Source organism: Shouchella hunanensis (assembly GCF_028735875.1).
Lineage (GTDB): Bacteria > Bacillota > Bacilli > Bacillales > Bacillaceae_D > Shouchella > Shouchella hunanensis.
Window position 1 is genome coordinate 2,910,287 of record NZ_CP117834.1, and the last position, 20,284, is coordinate 2,930,570.

The 20,284-nt window shown below is 40.0% G+C and carries 21 protein-coding genes and 3 riboswitches; of the genes, 14 read left to right on the forward strand and 7 right to left on the reverse strand.

Translation table 11 applies throughout. The features are described from left to right. Positions 1-107 precede the first annotated feature (107 nt). The 3 genes from PQ477_RS14835 (at position 108) to PQ477_RS14845 (ending at position 2,847) form a co-directional block, all read left to right on the forward strand. Positions 108-419, forward strand: a complete 312-nt coding sequence (locus PQ477_RS14835) for a hypothetical protein (protein ID WP_035396799.1) — start codon at positions 108-110, stop codon at positions 417-419. A gap of 110 nt (positions 420-529) precedes the next feature. Beyond that, positions 530-632, forward strand: a riboswitch (purine riboswitch). Positions 633-717: 85 nt separating this feature from the next. Beyond that, a complete protein-coding gene (locus tag PQ477_RS14840; protein WP_060705458.1) occupies positions 718-1,314 on the forward strand; it encodes a xanthine phosphoribosyltransferase in 597 nt (198 codons plus the stop codon). Between the two features lie 18 nt (positions 1,315-1,332). Next, positions 1,333-2,847, forward strand: a complete 1,515-nt coding sequence (locus PQ477_RS14845; RefSeq protein WP_035396797.1) for a uracil permease — start codon at positions 1,333-1,335, stop codon at positions 2,845-2,847. A gap of 38 nt (positions 2,848-2,885) precedes the next feature. On the opposite strand, the gene PQ477_RS14850 is transcribed toward PQ477_RS14845, so the two are convergent. Both PQ477_RS14850 and PQ477_RS14855 read right to left on the reverse strand, forming a co-directional pair. Continuing rightward, a complete protein-coding gene (locus PQ477_RS14850) occupies positions 2,886-3,314 on the reverse strand; it encodes a YrvL family regulatory protein (protein WP_144558656.1) in 429 nt (142 codons plus the stop codon). Between the two features lie 18 nt (positions 3,315-3,332). After that, entirely contained in the window at positions 3,333-4,349 is a 1,017-nt protein-coding gene (locus tag PQ477_RS14855; RefSeq protein WP_144558657.1) for an SEC-C domain-containing protein, read from the reverse strand. Between the two features lie 235 nt (positions 4,350-4,584). Beyond that, a riboswitch (SAM riboswitch) is annotated at positions 4,585-4,687 on the forward strand. A gap of 54 nt (positions 4,688-4,741) precedes the next feature. Further along, positions 4,742-4,872: riboswitch (cobalamin riboswitch) on the forward strand. A 143-nt stretch (positions 4,873-5,015) separates the two neighbouring features. Here PQ477_RS14855 and metE point away from each other — a divergent pair. Next, positions 5,016-7,295, forward strand: coding sequence for a 5-methyltetrahydropteroyltriglutamate--homocysteine S-methyltransferase (gene metE, locus PQ477_RS14860; RefSeq protein WP_274272353.1), 2,280 nt, complete (start codon positions 5,016-5,018; stop codon positions 7,293-7,295). Between the two features lie 151 nt (positions 7,296-7,446). On the opposite strand, the gene PQ477_RS14865 is transcribed toward metE, so the two are convergent. Both PQ477_RS14865 and PQ477_RS14870 read right to left on the reverse strand, forming a co-directional pair. Next, positions 7,447-9,072 (reverse strand): carbon starvation CstA family protein, encoded by a 1,626-nt coding sequence (locus PQ477_RS14865; protein WP_274272355.1) that lies wholly within the window; start codon positions 9,070-9,072, stop codon positions 7,447-7,449. A 16-nt stretch (positions 9,073-9,088) separates the two neighbouring features. Beyond that, the gene (locus PQ477_RS14870) at positions 9,089-9,607 is read right to left on the reverse strand and encodes a DUF8052 family protein (RefSeq protein WP_035396786.1); all 519 of its coding nucleotides are present in this window, start codon (positions 9,605-9,607) and stop codon (positions 9,089-9,091) included. Positions 9,608-9,764: 157 nt separating this feature from the next. Here PQ477_RS14870 and PQ477_RS14875 point away from each other — a divergent pair, with 157 nt between their 5' ends. From PQ477_RS14875 to PQ477_RS14905, 7 genes are all read left to right on the forward strand, one after another. Next, positions 9,765-11,174, forward strand: coding sequence for an NAD-dependent succinate-semialdehyde dehydrogenase (locus tag PQ477_RS14875; RefSeq protein ID WP_274272356.1), 1,410 nt, complete (start codon positions 9,765-9,767; stop codon positions 11,172-11,174). Positions 11,175-11,288: 114 nt separating this feature from the next. After that, positions 11,289-12,212 (forward strand): ABC transporter ATP-binding protein, encoded by a 924-nt coding sequence (locus PQ477_RS14880; protein ID WP_274272357.1) that lies wholly within the window; start codon positions 11,289-11,291, stop codon positions 12,210-12,212. Continuing rightward, complete coding sequence (locus PQ477_RS14885) at positions 12,212-12,976, forward strand: ABC transporter permease (RefSeq protein ID WP_274272358.1); 765 nt, start codon at positions 12,212-12,214, stop codon at positions 12,974-12,976. The genes PQ477_RS14880 and PQ477_RS14885 overlap by 1 nt, the downstream gene beginning before the upstream one ends. Before the next feature lie 59 nt (positions 12,977-13,035). After that, positions 13,036-13,401 (forward strand): GntR family transcriptional regulator, encoded by a 366-nt coding sequence (locus PQ477_RS14890; protein WP_035396780.1) that lies wholly within the window; start codon positions 13,036-13,038, stop codon positions 13,399-13,401. A 3-nt stretch (positions 13,402-13,404) separates the two neighbouring features. Continuing rightward, on the forward strand, positions 13,405-14,103 hold the full coding sequence (locus tag PQ477_RS14895; RefSeq protein WP_035396777.1) for an ATP-binding cassette domain-containing protein: 699 nt from the start codon (positions 13,405-13,407) through the stop codon (positions 14,101-14,103). Beyond that, complete coding sequence (locus tag PQ477_RS14900; protein WP_144558663.1) at positions 14,100-14,837, forward strand: hypothetical protein; 738 nt, start codon at positions 14,100-14,102, stop codon at positions 14,835-14,837. Before PQ477_RS14895 ends, PQ477_RS14900 begins: the two co-directional genes overlap by 4 nt. 70 nt (positions 14,838-14,907) lie before the next feature. Beyond that, on the forward strand, positions 14,908-15,954 hold the full coding sequence (locus tag PQ477_RS14905; RefSeq protein ID WP_035396774.1) for a M42 family metallopeptidase: 1,047 nt from the start codon (positions 14,908-14,910) through the stop codon (positions 15,952-15,954). Positions 15,955-15,983: 29 nt separating this feature from the next. Here the strand turns inward: PQ477_RS14905 and PQ477_RS14910 are convergent, their stop codons facing one another. Together PQ477_RS14910 and PQ477_RS14915 are read right to left on the reverse strand one after the other, a co-directional pair. Then, entirely contained in the window at positions 15,984-16,445 is a 462-nt protein-coding gene (locus PQ477_RS14910; protein WP_035396773.1) for a Dps family protein, read from the reverse strand. A gap of 68 nt (positions 16,446-16,513) precedes the next feature. Then, positions 16,514-17,020 (reverse strand): hypothetical protein, encoded by a 507-nt coding sequence (locus tag PQ477_RS14915; RefSeq protein WP_035396770.1) that lies wholly within the window; start codon positions 17,018-17,020, stop codon positions 16,514-16,516. A 91-nt stretch (positions 17,021-17,111) separates the two neighbouring features. Here PQ477_RS14915 and queG point away from each other — a divergent pair, with 91 nt between their 5' ends. Both queG and PQ477_RS14925 read left to right on the forward strand, forming a co-directional pair. Continuing rightward, positions 17,112-18,254 (forward strand): tRNA epoxyqueuosine(34) reductase QueG, encoded by a 1,143-nt coding sequence (queG, locus tag PQ477_RS14920; protein ID WP_274272360.1) that lies wholly within the window; start codon positions 17,112-17,114, stop codon positions 18,252-18,254. Between the two features lie 20 nt (positions 18,255-18,274). After that, on the forward strand, positions 18,275-18,799 hold the full coding sequence (locus PQ477_RS14925) for a methylated-DNA--[protein]-cysteine S-methyltransferase (protein WP_035396769.1): 525 nt from the start codon (positions 18,275-18,277) through the stop codon (positions 18,797-18,799). Positions 18,800-18,813: 14 nt separating this feature from the next. On the opposite strand, the gene PQ477_RS14930 is transcribed toward PQ477_RS14925, so the two are convergent. Then, entirely contained in the window at positions 18,814-19,278 is a 465-nt protein-coding gene (locus tag PQ477_RS14930) for a GNAT family N-acetyltransferase (protein WP_274272362.1), read from the reverse strand. Positions 19,279-19,368: 90 nt separating this feature from the next. Here PQ477_RS14930 and PQ477_RS14935 point away from each other — a divergent pair, with 90 nt between their 5' ends. Continuing rightward, positions 19,369-20,259 (forward strand): amidase domain-containing protein, encoded by an 891-nt coding sequence (locus PQ477_RS14935; RefSeq protein ID WP_035396767.1) that lies wholly within the window; start codon positions 19,369-19,371, stop codon positions 20,257-20,259. The last annotated feature ends 25 nt before the right edge of the window (positions 20,260-20,284 follow it).

Consider the following 20,284-nt stretch of genomic DNA (forward strand, 5'->3'; position numbering starts at 1 on the left):
ATGCACAATAAAAGACGCTTGTAGATTGGTGGTTTGGAAAAACTTACTGATGTGCTATGCTAGTAGAATAAGAAATCGCTTTAATTTCTTTGAAAGAAGGGAACGACTTGGAACATACTGATCTTGTTATTGAAAGAAAAAAGCTACCGTTCTTGTTGCGTATAGGAAAAGTGGTAATGGCCTTAATTGGTTTAACGGGGGTTGTAGCAGGGATTATGATGGCTGCAACACAAGAGGGAAGCATGATACAAGCTTTTTTAATTTTAATGGTATCGATTCTTAGCTTGGGAATTTCCTTGTTGCGAATTCAGACGGTAACCTGTCCTCATTGCCAAGCAACGTCGACGATTCATACGTTAACGGTTGATTTTGAATGCCGTCGTTGTTTAAAGCCTACTGCAATTAAATGGAAGAAGTAACAAAACCGGTGTTTGTAACCGGTTTTTCTTTTTTTAGCAACATTTTCTGTAAAAAACCCCTTTCTATTTATGCGTTTCTTCTTTATAATGTATCCATTAGCAACTAGTAAATACGAATATTATAGCTTACTCGTATAATAGCGGTAATAAGGTCCGCGAGTCTCTACCAGACTGCCATTTAACGGTCTGACTACGAGTGATCCATTTTTGCGCGCTTTTTACATCATGTAGAAGCCGAAAGATCACTCGGAGAAGTCCGTTTATCTTTCGGCTTTTTTCTATTTTAGGAGGATGAAAAATGAAGCAATTAAAGGAAGCAATTATGGAAAGAGGAACGGTTTTATCGACTGGTGTTTTAAAGGTGGATCAATTTCTTAATCACCAAGTTGACACTACATTAATGTCAGAAATCGGGTTGGAATTTGCACGATTATTTGAGAACGATCGCGTAACAAAAGTGATTACGATTGAATCATCAGGTATTGCGCCAAGTTTTATGTGTGCGCATCAGTTACACGTACCACTCATTTTTGCGCGTAAGAAAAAATCGTTAACAATGAATCAAGCAAATGTATACTCTAGCCGTGTTTATTCCTTTACAAAGCAAGAATATTCCGAAGTGACGGTTTCAAAAGAGTTGATTGAAAAAGGAGACCGAGTCCTGTTAATTGATGATTTCTTAGCGAATGGGGAAGCGGCATCTGGTTTAGTGAGTATCGTTGAACAAGCAGGTGCAACCGTTGCAGGCGTAGGGATTGTTATTGAGAAATCATTTCAAGATGGTCGTAAAAAGCTTGAAGAAAGAGGTTTGCGAATTGAATCACTTGCAAGAATTGCTTCTCTAGATGGTTCAACAGTAACATTCATTGATGAAACTGCTTTAGTAAACAACTAACGAAGGGTGGGATGTTTTGTGAACCAGGTACATTATCCGTTATTTAAGAGGCAGGATGTTGATGCGTTCTTTGCACTCTTTCAAAATAATTTGGCAAATTTTGTTGTAATCACCGTCTCTTTGCTGGCGATGGGCTTCTCAACAGACCTCGTCTTTGGGAGGATTATTCCAGGTGTCGCGGTAGCTGTGATTGTAGGAAATCTATACTATGCGCATATGGCGAAGCGTTTAGCGCAAAAAGAGAATCGGAGTGACGTTACAGCGCTCTCTTATGGTGTATCCACACCGGTTATGTTTGTATTTTTGTTTGGGGTGACGGCACCCGCACTCGCGTTAACGAACGACCATGAACTGGCTTGGAAAATTGCGGTTGCTGCTGCTTTCTTATCAGGACTTGTAGAAGCACTTGTTGCTTTCTTTGGGAACTGGGTGCGAAAACATACTCCCCGACCAGCGCTTTTAGGTGCTTTGGCAGGGGTAGCATTTACGTTTGTTGCCGGTGAAATGTTGTTTTCGGTTTTTGAAATTCCAATTATTGGACTTGTGGCCATGGCAGTGATTTTAGTTGGTTTTGTTGCAAAAGTAGGTCTTCCATTTAATATTCCTGCTTCTTTATTAGCAATCATTGTTGGTGTTGTATTAGCTTTTGTACTTGGCTATCAAACCAGTAGTGATTTAACAACAGCACTAAGCAATGTTGGTTTTTACCCTTTCTTGCCTACCCTTGCGGCTTTTGAAGGGATGAGTTATTTGTTTGGTGCACTTATTGGTCTTTTAGGGATTTTAATTCCTATTACGATTTATAATGCGATTGAAACAATGAATAATGTCGATGCAATGTCAGCTGCTGGAGATTCGTATGATGTGAGAGAATGCCAGGCAGTGGACGGAATTGGTGCGATGCTAGGTGCTTGTTTTGGTGGGATGTTCCCAACCACCGTTTACATTGCGACAGTTGGAGCGAAACAGCTTGGAGCTGGGCGTGGTTATAGTATTCTAAATGCAAGTATCTTTGCGTTAGCCTCGATCACAGGATTAATTGGTGCATTTTCCGCTTTAATTCCAATGGCGGCAGTTGCCCCGATTCTCGTATTTGTAGGAATGTCTATGATTGGAAGTACATTTGCTAACAATGCCCGTCGCTACTATCCAGCGATTGCTTTAGCGATGCTTCCTTATATTGCAAATTATATGATGACACGCTTTAATAATGGTGCGCCAGAGGTTGTCGCTGGTATATCGGAAGGAATTGTCCCTCTTGGACAAGGTGCAATGTTCACAGCTATTATTCTCGGTGCCATTACAGTCTTTTTAATTGATAAAGATTTTTATAAGGCAAGTATTTTCTCTCTTATTGGAGCATTACTCTCATTCTTTGGCTTTATGCACGCCCCGTCGCTCGCGCTAAACGCGGCATTTGACTATACGGTGGGGTATGTGATCATCGCATTATTCTTTGTATATACAGGCTATCGTGAAGCAAAGAATACCGATGTTTCGCACGAGAGTGAAAAAGTAGAAAAAGTGGCTTAATAAGCAAACCCTCATAAAAAACAAACCCAGTGACAAAGTCAACTGGGTTTGTTTTGATTAGTGAAATCCTTATTAGCTAGTAATGTTTCGATGGTAACGATGAGAAAAGCTAGTGCAGCTTGAGTAATAATAGGAATGGTAATGGTTGTAGAAATTTTTTCTAAAACATGTACGAGCGGGAACACGAAAATAAATTGAATTGTAATTTCTGCTGTTTTCTGAAGCGGGTAACCGCTTATTTTCGGAACAATCGTGTTGATCATTCCTTTCGTTATGACCTCAATGAAAAAGCTACCAAACACAAACAATAGTACAAACCAAGCTAAAGCCCAAAGCGAATCATATTCTATTCCAAGTAAGTAAAACAGGCTGATTATGCCAAAGTAGTAGACAGCAAAGAAAAACCCAAATACAACAGATAAAAGTAAGCTAATACCTATGATGATGCTAAGGGATGGTTTTCGCATGGTTTATACCTTCTTCATTTACACGGATTCAGTTGCGCGTAATTCGTTCGTAATTTCAATGGAACGGCTTGAAATAGTAGATGCACTTACATTGTATTTCTCAGCCAAAGCCTTCTGTGTTACGGAAAGAGGTGCGAATTCTTGCAGTGCGTATTCCATTGCAGCTGCGAAAGCTTCAGGCTTCCGTATATTCACTTTTTTCGCTGTTGTAAAAGCATACCATTTCTCTAAAGCCAACTGCTCAATCTCCGGAGAGTGTTGGTCTTTTTTTAATCCCTCTAGCAGAATCGTAGCCGTTTCTTTTACTTGTTCAGAAGACCACTGAAAGTCATCTGCACTTTTCACAACAGCTTCATTCTCTGCTAATAAAGAAGAAAGTAGCTGCGGCCACTTCGCTGTAAAATGATCGTCACTTCCGTTAGATTGGAAAACGTCAATTTTTTGCTTAATATCGGCTGTTTTCACTGGACGGTTACTAATAACCGGACCGATGAAAGTCATACTCGTTTCACCTTTGGCAGGGAATCCAATAATGGTGGAGCCTGGTTCTACCGTTTCGTTATGCTCAGAAGGGATCAGGTGGGTGAGTGTTTCACCGGTAAACAAGTTGCGGCTTTCGCACTCTGTTTCATTCGTTAGGGCTAGTACCTCAAGTACTGCTGGTTTTGTTTCTTTCCACGTCTCAATAATTTGCGCTGTTTGCGGGCGCTTAATTTTTCTTATTTTTGTTTCAAGAAACGTATCATAAATGGTCTGTCCATTATCTTGTATCGGTCTATGGAAAATGAGCCAAACGAGTAACATACTAGATAACGTTTCCGTTACGTTCTCTTCTACGTCTGGATACACATGATGATAGCTCTGTACCCAATTTGTCAGCTCTTTTTGATATCTTGTGAAAGCTGTATAAAGCATTTCCGTTTCTAATTGATGAAGCTCTTGTGTGACGATTGCTTTCGATTCATTTTTTTGCATACAACATTTTTTATATTTCTTTCCACTGCCACAAAGACAAGGATCGTTTCTTTTTAACATACATGTTCCTCCTTACGTCAACTTAACTAGTTTAACAGATTTTACTGATAAAAACAGGGGTTTACCACCGACATTTTTTTGATTGTTCACCTTGGCGATGGATAAGAAGCTATTTCGTCAACGGAGTGGATAGACACAGTTGACCGAACTAAAGGGACAAGGTCTGAAAAATTACCTTTTGACAGATTTCCTTTTGTGTGCTAAATTAATTGAATACTCATACATAAGAAAACACTCTTTATATTGAGAAGTGGAGGGACTGGCCCGACGAAGCTTCAGCAACCTTTCTTTTAGGAAAAGGTGCTAATTCCAGCAAAGGAAACTTTGGAAGATAAGGGGGATGCGGTGATGTCGCATAAACCCTTTTCATTCGAAAAGGGTTTTTTTCAATTTCATAATCAAAACGAATCGGTGTAGCGTTCCGCTGCTTAAAAGGGGAACTTGGTGTAAATCCAAGACGGTCCCGCCACTGTGACGTACAATTGTACGAAGTCAGATTGCCTGCCGAATCGTTCTGCTTAGCTCTACGCGGATCTAGAGAGGAGTGGAAATGTTGCCTTTAAAACTAGCTGTCTTGTCACTAGTGACTTTTTGGTAGATTTCCTATCCCTTTCTCTTGAAAGGGATTTTTTTATGATGAGTACAACTTTTTGAGGAGGCAAAAGAATGAGTAGCGTGAGAAGTTCAAGTTTAGGTTTTCCAAGAATTGGGGAACAACGAGAGTGGAAAAAAAATCTTGAAGCTTATTGGAACCAAAAAATATCAAAAGAGGAATATGGAACGAAGCAAAAAGCGTTGCGCCTTGCAAATGTACAAAAGCAAAAAGATGCTGGACTTGATTTAATTCCTGTAGGCGATTTTACCCACTACGATCATGTGTTAGATACGGCGGTTGCGTTTGGATTGGTACCTGATCGTTTTTCATACGATGGTGGAGAAGTTGATTTAGATACGTATTTTGCAATTGCGCGAGGAAATGATAACGCCGTTGCAGCCGAAATGACAAAGTGGTTTGATACAAATTATCATTATATTGTTCCAGAGCTAAATAGTAGGGAGCCAGAATTAGTTCATAATCGTTGGTTAACGCTCATTGAGGAAGCAAAGAAAGAACTCCATATTGTTGGGAAGCCTGTATTGTTAGGCCCTGTTACGTTTGTGAAACTGTCAAAACAGTATGGCAATCGTTCGTTTGTCGATCATGTCAGAAGCTTATTGCCACTTTATACTACGGTATTAAACGAGCTTGCAGACGCTGGTGTGGAATGGATTCAAGTAGATGAGCCCATTCTAGTTGGAGATGTATCAGAGGAAGAATGGTCCATTATTGAAGAAGCTTATGATTGGTTCGCAAAGTCTGCTCCTAATGCAAAGATATTACTACAAACGTATTTTGAAGGAATTGATTCGTTAGATCGTGCGACAAAGCTAGCTGTTGCTGGTCTCGGGTTAGATTTTGTTTACAGTAATAATTTGGAGCAATTAAAGGGAAATGGCTTTCCGAAAGACAAGACATTAGCTGCAGGGTTAATTGATGGCCGTAACATTTGGCGTACTGACCTGACAGAGACCCATTCAATTGTGGAAGAGATTTTAACTGTTGTTTCCAAAGAGCAGTTAATTGTTCAGCCATCATGCAGTCTTTTACATGTTCCAGTTACGTTAAAGCATGAACAAAAGCTTGCTAGTGACTTGAAAGCGGCACTCTCTTTCGCGGAAGAGAAATTAACGGAATTAGATCATGTCAAAAGTGTCGTGAATAAGCAACAAGGACCTGAACGTTTACAAGCTGGAAAAGAGGCAATTGAAGCGTTAAATCAATCTGCAAGTCGTACAAACAAAGAAGTTCGAGAAGCACTAGAGCGGAGTAAGAAAGAAGATTCAAAACGAAAGGTTCCAGCAGATAAACGGATGGAGCTTCAGCAAGAAGTGTTCAAATTTCCTAGCTTGCCAACAACGACAATTGGCAGCTTTCCTCAATCCCCTGAAGTGCGTAAAACGAGGCTACAGTGGAGACGAGGAGAAATTTCAAACGAAGCGTATGAAACGTTTATTAACGCAGAAATTAAACGCTGGATTGACATTCAAGAGGAAATTGATTTAGACGTACTCGTTCATGGAGAATTCGAGCGTACCGACATGGTTGAGTTTTTTGGTGAAAAGCTTGGTGGATTTGAATTTACATCAAACGGGTGGGTGCAGTCGTACGGATCACGTTGTGTGAAACCACCGATTATTTTCGGTGATGTCTACTTCCAAGAGGCGATGACAGTAAAAGAAACCCTTTACGCTCAATCCTTGACAGAGAAACCGGTAAAAGGGATGCTAACGGGTCCTGTAACGATTTACAATTGGTCTTTCCCACGTACGGACTTGAAACCAGGCGATGTTGTGAATCAAATTGCATTAGCTCTTGAAAAGGAAGTGCTTGCCTTAGAAAGTGCTGGTATTACAGTTATTCAAGTAGATGAACCAGCATTAAGAGAGGGATTGCCGTTAAAAAGAAGGAATTGGACAGATTACTTAAATCAATCTGTTGTAGCGTTTCAGCTATCAGTAAAGACGGTTCAACCACAGACGCAAATTCATACCCATATGTGTTATTCGGATTTCCAAGATATTATTCAAGCGATTGATGGATTAGATGCAGATGTCATCTCAATTGAAATGTCTCGAAGTCACGGAGAATTAATTACTGCGTTTGAAGATTACACGTATAGCAAAGGCATTGGTTTAGGCGTATACGATATCCATAGTCCAAGAGTTCCAACAGAGGAAGAAATGGAAACAAGTATTAACCGAGCCCTTCAGGTGCTGGATCAGCGAATCTTTTGGGTAAATCCAGACTGTGGTTTGAAAACGAGAAAAGAACCAGAAACAGTAGAGGCGCTAAAAGCGATGGTAAAAGCTGCGAAGAACAAGCGTAAGGAACTAGTCGTGAAATAAGAAGGATCTCATATTGGAAAAAGAGGGCTGAGTCGATTGACTCAGCCCCTTTCTTATAAACTGATTTCATTATGTTTATCATCCCAAACAGTTTGAACGTAGTTTGTTTTTACACTACCTTTGCTAAATTGTCTATGCTTTTTCCAAGTAATTATGCATTTAAATTAGTTGAATCGGTTGGTTTATCTCTGTTGCTAGCGCTTCTCGCTCCTTCAATTCCGAGGAAGACACACATGACGAAAAGGATAAAGCAAATGACCGATAGCAAATAGTTTTGCGCCATAAAGTTCGAGTAAAGCATGACAAGAAGAGCACTTGTTGTAACGATAAACATGAATATCATTGGAATGATAACGAACAATGCTTTTGATTTTGTTTTGACAAGCCACATCGTAACGGCTAAGAGTGCTAACGCACCAAGCATTTGATTGGCTGCTCCGAATAAAGGCCAAACGGTTTGCCATGTTCCTGATAAAGCAAGGGCCGTTGCGCCAATTAAACCAGCCACCGTAGCGAAATGTTTGTTTGTTAACAGTTTTACATGAATGCTCTCACCAAGCTCCGATACGGTATAGCGCATTAAGCGTGTGGCGGAGTCTAAAGTAGTCATAAGAAAGGCCGAGGCAGCTAAAGCTGTAAATGTAATACCAGCTTGAACAGGCAGTCCCCACGTATTCATGAATTCACCAATTCCTAATGAAAAAACGCTGATCGGATCATTGTACTGCGCCATCAATGCTGAAAATTCGCCCATTGTTAAGTAGGCAACGGAACCGATCGCAATAATGGCAACAAATGCTTCAAGTAGCATCGACCCGTATGTGACAAAGCGTCCATTTTTTTCGTTGTCCAATTGCTTAGAGGTCGTTCCAGATGACACTAATGAATGGAATCCAGAAATCGCCCCACAAGCAATGGTAATAAATAAAATAGGAAAAAGAAAGCCTAGTTCACTGTTATAAAAACCAGTAAAAGCTGGCATTTGGATAGTTGGTCTTGCAATCAAGAGCCCTAAGAAGGCACCACCAATTAGAAAGTACAGCATAAATGAGTTCAAGTAGTCTCTTGGTTGAAGCAGCAACCATACAGGTAATACAGATGCAAAATACGCGTAAATAATTAAAATAAATGACCATGCCGTCGCGCTTAGCTCAATCGGGAAATTGAGACCAAACCAAATGGAGCCGACCATTGCAATTGAACCAAGGATGGTTGCGAGAACAAGATTCATTCGTACTTGGTTAACAAGTAAGCCAAAAACCATTGCTACTGCAATAAATAAAAGTGATGCTGTTGCTGCGCCAGGAAAGGATACAAATGTATTGGCAACTAATATGACAAACACGCCGATAATTAAAATTAACGTAGCTATTGCAAAGGATAAGAACATTAGCTGTCCCCGTCGACCCATATACTCCTTAATCACTTCTCCAATTGATTTCGCTTTGTGACGAACTGACGCTTGTAATGAAGCATAATCGTGTGTGCCGCCAACAAAAATACTCCCAACTATGATCCAGATAACGGCAGGTAGCCAGCCAAATACAATCGCTGCAATTGGACCAGTGATAGGACCCCCACCAGCAATGGTCGTAAAGTGGTGACCAATAAGAACCGGTGTCTTCGTTGGAATGTATTCCTTCCCATCATAAAGTGTGTGCGCAGGCGTTTGTCTGCTACTGTCTATCTTAAGTCGCCTCTCTAAGTATTTTCCATATGTGAAATAGGCAACAATTAGCACACCACCACAAAGTAGCATCAATGTAACAAAATTCATTCTAAAACCCCACCTTCTAATTCTCCGTTATTGACTCAATAAATGATTTAATAAACGGGTAGCCTTTCTTATTCATCGTGACTCTCTGATCAGGTAGTGAAAGAACCGCCAGATAGCGTTCGTACCAACCTGATTTTCCCCATTGAATAAATGAAACTTTTCTAGTCTTTTTTGCTTTTCTCTCTACTATAGGATCAGGTGAGTTGGCCGTTAAGAATATGCCGATATAAATGGATGACATATGGCTTGTGCGCTTGCTTTTATGTTGACGTATATACTGATCTAATTCTTGTTTGAATTGTTCGAATTCTTCGATCGAAGCTGTCTTTGCTTCATACAAGAAGATGTGTTGATTATTTTCAACACTCCATACGGTTACATTCTTTGTGAACATATACCGGTCATCACGACGGTAATAGTGCGCACTGAACCGAAGTGGAAGGCTTTCCAGCTTGTCATTTCCGTATACGTCAAATTGATGCTTAAGCGCGTTCTCTAGTTGATTGATAAACCGTTCCGCCTTCGTAATTGACACCTCCTCTTAAAACTTGATTATAAGTGAATGCTTCTAATTATAAGGACGTTCACTTAAAAGTTCAATACTTTCTGTTAATTTAATTTCCGCAAACGAACGTTTTAAAAAACGATAGGAGGGAACAAACACCAAAAAGAGAGTTGAAAGGAGTCAAAGAATGAAGCTGTATGTGAACGGCAAATGGATTGGTGAAGAATTGGAACAGCTTGATATTACAAACCCCGCAAACGGAGATGTGGTGGATCAAGTACCAAAAGGTGGGGAAAAAGAAGCTGCGCTTGCTGTAGATGCTGCTGCAAATGCGTTTAAATCATGGTCAACACTGTCAACGTATGAGCGCTGTGAAAAGTTGGAGTTATGGCATCATTATATTCATGAGCAAACGGAAGAACTGGCAAAACTCATGACCCTAGAACAGGGAAAAGCAATTAAAGAGGCTCGCGGTGAAATTGGTTATGCAAATTCCTTCATCAAGTGGTATGCAGAAGAAGGGAAGCGAAATTATGGTGAGACCATCCCTGCATCAACGAGTGATAAACGACTCTTTGCGATTAAACAACCAGTTGGCGTTGTCGCAGCAATCACACCGTGGAATTTTCCAGCGGCGATGATTACACGGAAAATTGCTCCGGCATTAGCAGTAGGCTGTACAGCTGTTATTAAGCCAGCATCACAGACCCCGTTAACTGCTTTGAAGCTAGCAGAACTAGCAGAAAAAGCAGGCATTCCAGCGGGTGTCATCAATGTTGTTGTTGGCTCTTCTAGTGACATCTCTAAAGTGTGGCAGGAAGATAAACGTGTCCGTAAATTAACGTTTACTGGTTCAACCGAAGTTGGGAAAAAGCTAATGAAAGACGCAGCAGAGACAATGAAAAAAGTGTCATTAGAATTAGGTGGTCATGCTCCTGTTATCGTCTTCAAAGATGCGGACCTAGATCGTGCTGTTGAAGATACGGTTGCATCAAAATTTAGAAATGGTGGACAGACGTGTGTCTGCGCCAATCGCATTTACGTAGAAGAGTCTATTGCGGAGACATTTACAGCAAAATTGAAAGATGCAGTTCAGAAGCTCACAGTAGGCGATGGGTTAAATGAAGAAACAGATATAGGTCCGTTAATTGATCAAGATGCGGTCGACAAAGTATTGTCTCATATTGCGGATGCGAAAGAAAAAGGAGCAACGGTCGTTACAGGCGGGAAGAACACAGACGGTCTTTTTATGGAACCGACTGTATTAACAAATGTAACGGATGAAATGGCCTGTATGGTAGAAGAAACATTTGGACCAGTTGCGCCAATCGCTACATTTAAAGAAGAAGAGGAAGCAATTGAGCGAGCAAATGATTCCATTTATGGCCTAGCTGCCTATGTATTTACGAAAGATATTAATCAAGCATTTCGTGTCACAGAAGCTTTGGAATACGGTATTGTTGGATTAAACGATGGTGGTCCTTCCGCTGCTCAAGCGCCATTTGGCGGATTCAAACAGAGTGGGATAGGTCGCGAAGGTGGTAAGCAAGGAATGGAAGAGTATCTTGAAACGAAGTATGTGTCGTTTAAGTTGTAAGACAGAAAGCCTTGGTTTGTCATTACCAAGGTTTTTTTATTTTCTATTGAACTATTTTTTATCATAGTGTACTATTTAAGTAGAACACCGATACAAAAAGTGGAGGGGACAACTATGGCTGACTTTCCTTTGCAAGTAAAAGGATTAAACAAATCATTTGGGAAAGCTCATATTATTAAAGAGATGAGCTTTCAGTTACAACGAGGACAAATTTATGGTTTCTTAGGACCAAATGGATCTGGAAAGACAACAACGATTCGAATGATCGTATCGTTAATCAAACCAAATTCAGGCGATGTTCTCATTGAAGGGAAGAGTATTCAAACGGATCGAAAAGCGGCTTTAGCTAAAATAGGCGCGATTGTGGAAGATCCAGATTTGTATGGCTATTTAACAGGTCAACAAAATCTTGAGCATTTCGCTAGGTTAAGCAATGAACCCATTTCAAAGGAGCGTATTCAAGAAGTCGTTGCTCTTGTTGAACTTCAAGATGCGATGAAGAAAAAAGTAAAAAATTATTCTCTCGGTATGAAACAACGATTAGGAATTGCGGTTTCACTTTTACATAAGCCTTCGGTGCTTATTTTAGATGAACCAACAAATGGTTTAGATCCTAAAGGCATACGTGATTTGCGCTTCTACTTACAGCGGTTAGCAAAGGAAGATGGTGTAACCTTACTCGTATCAAGCCATCAGCTGAATGAAATTGAAATGTTATGTGATCGAGCCATCGTCATTAAAAAAGGCGAAGTCGTTGATGAAATTTCGATGAACGAAAGTCAAACAATAGAAAAAACATTAACCGTGAAAATAGAAGCAAAGCCTGTAAAAAAGGCCCTTGAACAGTTAGCACCATTTGGGTTTGTTAAACAAAATGGAGAGACACTTGAGCTTGAGAAACAATCCTACGAGGATATCCCAACAATCATTAACGCATTAGTAAAAGAAAACATTAAAGTGTTTGGTGTGACCTATCAAAATCGTCTAGAGGATGCATACTTTACGCTAACAGAAGAACAGGAAGAGGGTGTATCTTAATGGGCATTATCTATAATGAATGGTTAAAGTCTTGGTATGGTCGCAAAGTATGGTTATTTGCTCTTATTATGCTTCTTTTTATTGGTGGTGCCGTTGCTCTCTTTCTATTTACTCAATCGAATTTAGGAAGTCCAATGGTAGCAGACGATTTTGCTGAAGTGAGTGTTTCAGTGTTTCCAACTTTCGTGATGTTATTTGGTGTTGTGCTGATTGCAGGAGCGATTGCAGGTGAATTTTCCAGTGGAACGGTTAAGCAATTACTTATTCGGCCAACATCTCGCCATGCGATTTTGTTTGGTAAATGGTTTGGGAATCTTCTACTCGCAATGTTCATGTTATTTGCTATTGTGCTATTGTCTACTGTCATTGGATTGATCGTGTTTAGCACAGAGGGCATGTCAACAGGTGAAACATTTAGAACGATTTTCGAAATGGCTATTTATCAGCTACCAACGCTTGTCTTCTACATGGCTCTAGCTACATTAATTGCCGTCTTAACAAAAAGTACAGCGTTAACGATTATTATTACGTTTGCACCGTTGTTCTTTAGCGGTATTTTGCAACTGTTTATTAGCCAGTATGAGTGGTCAAAATGGCTTATTGTCTCCCATATTGAATTTTTTAGTAACTATTATGATAGTGAAATAATGTTTGTAGAGCCACCATTCGAAAGCATGTGGGGTTCGTTAGCGTTTTTAGGCGCTCATATTGTTGTCATTCTTATTGCGGCTCATCTTGTATTTAAAAAAAGAGATGTGCTTTAATAAAACAGTCAGGCGTTTACTTCGCCTGGCTTATTGCTTTAGAAAGGGGGCTGTGGCATTTGTCTATTCAATTTGATCCGAACAAAGCCATTTACGCCCAAATTGTCGATTCCTTTTATCAACAAATTTGTAGCGCAGAGTTAATGCCAGGAGAAAAATTACCATCTGTTCGTGAGACGGCGCAAACGTTAAAAGTGAATCCGAATACAGTATCCCGAGCGTATCAAGAGATGGATCGTGACCAGGTGACCTACTCTAAGCGGGGACAAGGAACGTTCGTAACGGAAGATCTTGCGATTATTCGAACGCTAAAAGAAGCGTTAGCGAAAAAACAATTAACAGAACTAGTCCACTATATGCGGAAATTAGGTTATACCGATGAAACCATGATTGAGGCACTTACGAAAATAGTAAAGGAGGTGTAAAGGATGTATTCGTTTGAAGTGAAAGGTATACACAAAAACTATGGACGGAAACAAGTATTTACGAATGTATCCTGCCGATTTGATCAAAATCGATTTATCGTGTTGCTAGGATCGAATGGTTCAGGAAAGTCTACGCTACTGAAACTTTGTGCCGGGTTGGCACCTTTCTCTAAAGGAGAAATTCGTCTTGGAGACGCCAGTAGTCGTATTGACCGAGCGCAGAATGCAAGCTATGTAGCAGAAGGAGTTGGCTATCCAGCTTATCAAACTGCAGGAACGATCCTTACTCAACAAAAAAAATTGTATCCTGAATTCAATCAAGAGCAAGCGCTACATTATTGTCATGAAGTGAGCGTGCCGACACAAGTAAAGTGGGGTTCACTATCCACAGGTCAGCGCCACTTACTCGCACTAATTGTCGCAATCTCTACACAAAAACCATTTTTATTTATCGATGAATTGTTAGCGAATTTGGATACGACAAAAAAAGAAGCCATGCAGCGAATTTTAACAGACTTTCTATTGGACAATAATCGGACGATTGTAATGGCTACTCATGCGTATGAAGACGTCGAAATGCTCGCCGATGGTGCAATGTTTATCAAAGAAGATGAAGTGACAACGATACCAGATTTAGAAGGATGGCGACAGGAACATGGCGCCTCGCTCCATGATTTATTCGCAAGGGTGGGAAGAGCATGAAGGAGTTTGTTTTTTTTCTAAAGAGAGATATACGCCTGCTAGTACCTATTAATGTCATTATTGCGATACTGTTTACCATTATGCTCGTCATTGCGGGTATTATTCGTATGCGTCTCGCTGAACCGTTTCAATTGCCTGGTGTAACGGCAGTAACCGTATTGTTGTTTCTTTACCTTGTATTTGCGACATTTTTCATTATTATTGAATCGGTTTGGCGAGAATGGCGCTTAGGAATACAACATCATTGGTATCTTGCTCCAGGTGCTATCTTACTAAAGCTTCTTGCTAAAATAACAGCAAACTTCATATGGTTATTTGTCCAATGTATCTTCGTTGCCCTTTTCATGCTAGTGTTTATTTATTTTGCTGCGGAAAGTCACATCTTACAAACTGTTTTTCAGGAAAGTCGTCTTTTACTAAATTACCCGCTCCAACTAATTTGGTTCACTTTAATAGCTCCGGTTTTAGGCATCATTATGATTCTTTTACCTGTTTATCTTTTTTTAGGAATAAAAACATGGGTGAAGTATGGAGTGCTATTTATTTATGGATTTTTATTTGTCGTTGTCTATCCGTATGTTGCGCTTAAGATCGAGAATCATACTGAACCAGAGAGTGGAATTTTCTTTTTTGTTGAGCTGACGAGCAATGAACAAATGGTAATGGACACAGGGTTACTCTTTATTCTTCTTTTTTGCACGACTTATTTCCTGAAGAAGAGAATTGAGCTTTAAGCATTTGAATGTTTAGGCTCTTACCGATAGAATAGAAAGATCTGATGGAGAAAGTGAAGTGTAGCAGGAAATGAAGTTTAGAAAAGAAGAAGCAATTGTATTGCTTGAACAGCTTGTACAGATTCCAAGCCCTTCTGGATTTACAGAGCAAGCGATGACATTTGTTGAACGATTTTTGGAAGCGAACAAGATTACTTATACGAAGCTACGCAAAGGCGCCATTGTTGCAACGATAGCAGGGGAAAGTGAAGAGAAACAACGGATGCTAACCGCACACTTAGATACACTTGGAGCGATTGTGAAAGAATTAAAACCAAATGGTCGCTTGAAAATTGATTTGATTGGTGGTTTTGCATATCAATCCATTGAGGGAGAATACGTCACTATTCATAAAAGCGACGGCAGCATCGCGACAGGTACGGTCGTGGTGCATCAATCCTCTGTCCATGTATATAAAGAAGCACGAACGATTGAACGAAATCAACAAACGATGGAAGTTCGAGTGGATGAACAGGTTCATACGATTGACGACCTTCGTCAACTTGGATTGGATGTTGGTGATTTTATTAGCTTCTCGCCACGATTTGAAAGGACGTCTTCTGGTTTTATTAAATCGAGACATTTAGACGATAAAGCAAGCGTTAGTTTATTATTAACGCTCCTAAAAGAAGTGAAAACGGAGCAGGTAACGCTTCCTTATACCACTCATTTTCTCTTTTCCAATAATGAAGAGATTGGGTATGGGGGAAATGCAGGCATTCCGGATAATGTTGTCGAATATGTGGCAGTTGACATGGGGGCGATTGGAGACGGGCAACAGTCAGACGAATATACTGCATCCATTTGTGTAAAAGATTCTAGTGGTCCGTATCATTACGGACTGCGTAATCACTTTGTTCAGTTATGTCAAAACCACCAGATTCCGTATAAGCTAGACATATATCCATACTATGGCTCTGATGCATCTGCAGCAATTCGCTCAGGACATGATATTGTTCACGGTCTCATTGGACCGGGTATTGAAGGTTCACACTCAATGGAGCGAACTCATGAACGCTCTCTAGAAGCGACATATCATCTGTTACACGCATACGTTACATCAAACATGTATAAGTAAAAAAGCTGCCTTCTACAGGCAGCTTTTCTTTATGAACGTACATCCGACGTTTGTTTTGTGTAGGCGCGCAACATCCATGCATGCTTTTCAATGGATTCTTTTAAACCAATTAGCATATCCTCCGTCGCATCGTCTTCAAGTGAGCCACATACGTCAATACCAGCTTTTAGCTCATCAGCAATTTTCTCATAATCTCTTACTAGGTCAGCAACCATTTCGTCTGCGCTAATTTGCTTCGTTGCTTCATCAATAGATGTTAGTTTTAAATATTCTTCCATTGTGGCAACAGGTTGTCCTTTTATCGCTAATAAACGCTCAGCTAGTTCATCAACGGTTTCACCTGCTTCATTGTAAAGCTCTTCAAATTTCTCATGTAGGGTGAAAAAGTGAGGTCCTTTTACGTACCAATGATAATTGTGGAGTTTTACATAAAGAACACTCCAGTTCGCTACTTGCTTATTTAAGACTGCTTGAATTTTTTCATGTGCCATGATTTCTTCCTCCTTGCAAACGTTGTGTACAAATACTATACCCGTTCACCCCATTTTTAAACAGAGATCTACAGTAACTCAACCTTAAACGTTCCACCATGTACGTGTGTAAACATTGTACCTGCTGCTTCTAATAGCTGGTTGTAGTTATGAGTAGTAGACGCATGGGAAAAGAAGAAGCACTGTAAAGCATGAACAGTCATTTCGCTTGTATGTGTCTTTTGATTCGTGTGAAAGGGTGAAGCTATTTCTTTTGATTGATCGTAAAGGGCGTTCCCTTTTTTATGAAGGGGCGGGTAAAGCAACTCTGTATCGTGTAACGTAATGGGTAATTGATATTCCAGCATGAAAAAGTGAGTTAAATCAATTCCCGAATGAACGGGTATTAAATAGTCTTCATTTTTTATGGATTGTAAAATCCGACCGTGATGCGTTCTCGTTTCTTCTTGAGGTGAGTCAACTTGGTCAAGTAAGTCAAAATGTAATAACTCTTGATGGAATTGCAGTCGTCCCTTTAGCATAGTGGATGAATCGCTAATATGAATATTTGTGTAGTGGATAACGCCTATTTTCATGATTGTTCCTCCGCCTTAAGCATTTTACTTTCTTATTATGTTTCTGTATGCTAGAAGAAATCAACTGTTTCGTATAAAAAGGAAGAATACAATGGATTATGAACGACTAAAGCAAAAATTAGTAGTGTACAGTCAATCAATAGGTGTAGATAAGCTAAGGATCACAACCGCCGATCCTTTTTTGTCTTTAAAAGACCGGTTAATACAACAGCAAGAACGGGGCTATGCGTCAGGATTTGAACATCCAATTCTTGACGAAAGAGTCGATCCATCTTTAAGTTTAAAAGAAGTTCGCACCATAATTTCGATTGCGGTTGCCTATCCGTCAAAGCTCGCTAATGCCCCAAAAAGTGAGAAAGGAAGCAGACGTGGTTTTTTTTCTCGTTCATCTTGGGGAATCGATTATCATGATGTATTAAATGACCGTTTGAAAAAAATCGAACAATTTCTGTTTGTGGAATGTGGTACCGTTGAAACCGTTCGAATGGTTGACACAGGTGCATTGTCAGACCGAGCAGTAGCGGAACGAGCAGGCATTGGCTGGAGTGCAAAAAATACGTTTATTATTACCCCAGAGCTTGGTAGCTACGTGTTTTTAGGAAATATTTTAACGACACTTCCATTCCCTCCAGATGAGCCAATAGAAGATTTATGCGGATCGTGTCAAAAATGTATTGATGCGTGTCCAACTGGTGCGCTTGTTGAGCCCGGTGTGTTAAACGCACAAGCCTGTCTTTCGTATCAAACGCAAACAAAAGGATTTATGCCAGAAGAGTATCGATCAAAAATTGGAAATCATTTATATGGATGGGACACCTGTCAGCTTGTTTGCCCATATAATAAAAATAAGGATCATCATCAGCATGAAGAGATGAAACCAGACCCAGAGAAAGTGAAGCCGTTACTGTTACCATTATTAACGATGAGCAACAAGACGTTTAAAGCCGAGTTCGGTCATATGGCGGGCTCTTGGCGTGGAAAAAAACCAATTCAGCGAAATGCGATTATTGCGCTTGCTCATTATAAGGAAGAATCCGCTCTTCCTACTTTGCTAGATCTGTTAATAAAGGATCCAAGACCAGTGATTCGTGGAACATCTGCATGGGCAATCGGAAAAATTAGTAAAAGTGAAAAAGAGGAAAAAGCATTGGAAGATGCGAAAAAGAATGAGCAAGATGAGAACGTGCTAAATGAAATTGAAAAAGGTCTTTCCTTTATAAGAGAAAAGAAATAAAAAAGAAAGGCAGGAGTGACATGCGCGTTATAACAAGATTTTATGTGAAAGAGCTAGATACAGCTATTGGACGAATGGCTGTTGTCACGAGTGATAAAGGGTTAGCTCATGTAACATTTGGAGCAGTGAATAAAGTCAATTTAACGGCTCGGTTGATGAGATTTGGGCTAAAGCCAGAGTGGTATGATTTGAAAGAGGATGAATCACTTCTTGTGTGTGATCAGTTAACTGAGTATTTGAATGGAGAGCGACAAGATTTTGATGTGCCGATTGATTTAATAGGTACACCTTTTCAGAAAAAAGTGTGGTCAGCTTTGCGTACAATTGGATACGGTGAAACAAAAAGTTATAAAGACATTGCGGAGATGATTGGTGCTCCAAAAGCAGTACGAGCGGTCGGTGGGGCAAACAATCAAAATCCCCTCCCCATTGTTATTCCTTGTCATCGCGTTATCGGCTCAAATGGAGCAATGGTAGGGTACGGCGGAGGGTTGCCGACGAAAGAACGGTTGCTTGCCTTAGAATCAAAAATGAAGATCTCATAGAAAAAACATGGCAGTTACGCACACTGCCATGTTTTTTTTGACATGTTCAATGCTTTTTTAAATACATATAAGGAAGAGTGGTTGTTAAAGGATACTTTCTGATAGCCTTGTTTGCAGTAAAAAGGAATATTCACTTCTCTCGTTTCGCAAGTGAGTTCGAGGCATTGGCGATGCAACGCTTCTTTCTCAACGCTTTTAAGTAAAAGTTTACTAATTCCTTGCCCTTGATAGGACGGATCAACGCTTAATCGAAAAAAAGAGCACGTTTTTTCATCATGTCGAAAAAAAACACAGCCAACGATGCGATTCTCTTTCATGCAGACAAACGCTTCTTCTTTTTGAGACAGCCGTAAAGCAATGGAAAGTCTTGTTTCATGAAGGGCAGATGCGGTGACCGGGTCATGCTTATATATTTGAAAAGACGATCGAATTAATTGGTGAATGGCTTGGCAGTCAGTCATTACAGCTTTACGTATCAATGTCGCTCGCTCCGTTTCACTCTAAGATAATCATAATTATACATCCTTATAAATTTTTATTCAATTAATTTTTGAAAGGAATTAACCGTTATGAAAAAAAAATTAGTGAAACTTTTGCATGACAATGTCAAACAATTAAATCAAGCCTTTTTAAATGGACATCAAGCGAGTTGCTTAGATGAAAAAGAACAAGCTGCATTTGAAAAAGACGCCCTTGAAATGAGTGAACGAGGTGCAAAAGTAGTTAGCGCAAAAATAAGTGGAGATATTATGAATGTAATGGCCTATGAACAGCAAACGCAGGTTGAGTATATAACGGTTATAGACCGGCTCTTAAAACAAGGAACTATGATGTTTATGGAAGAGCGAACAATGCGAAGACGAGCACGATTTGAAGGATCTAAACTAGTATCCGATGAAGCTGTACCGGTGCATTCTTTGTCACTACAGGAACGCGGAGAGAAGTGTTCGGGCCAAATTTATCGTGAAGACAGTTCGACGTATAATCGACGGAACGCTGTCCGTTATGCAGAGCAATGGTGGAACGATTATAATCCAGCATTTGTTCGATTTGAGGATAATTGTACAAATTTTGTGTCTCAGTGTCTTTATGCTGGTGGCGCATCAATGACGAGTAAGGCAAGTAAACAAAGAGGGTGGTGGTATACAAATGAACAGACGATGAGCTTAAGCTGGTCGGTTGCCCATTCATTTAGATGGTATTTAAGTGGAGCGACAAGTCATTTACGAGGAGAAGAAAAGAAATCGGCGCATGAACTTATTCCAGGTGACGTGATTTGCTACGATTTTAACGGAAATGGTACTTGGAATCATTGTGCGATCGTTGTTGCAAAAGATATAAACAATGAACCTTTAGTAAATGCGCAAACAGTTAATAGTCGTTATCGATTTTGGACTTATCAAAATTCTCCGGCTTACACGGACCAAATTCAATATAAATTTTTTCATATCTCCACTTAAGCAGAAACCGATTCTTTCTGCTTTT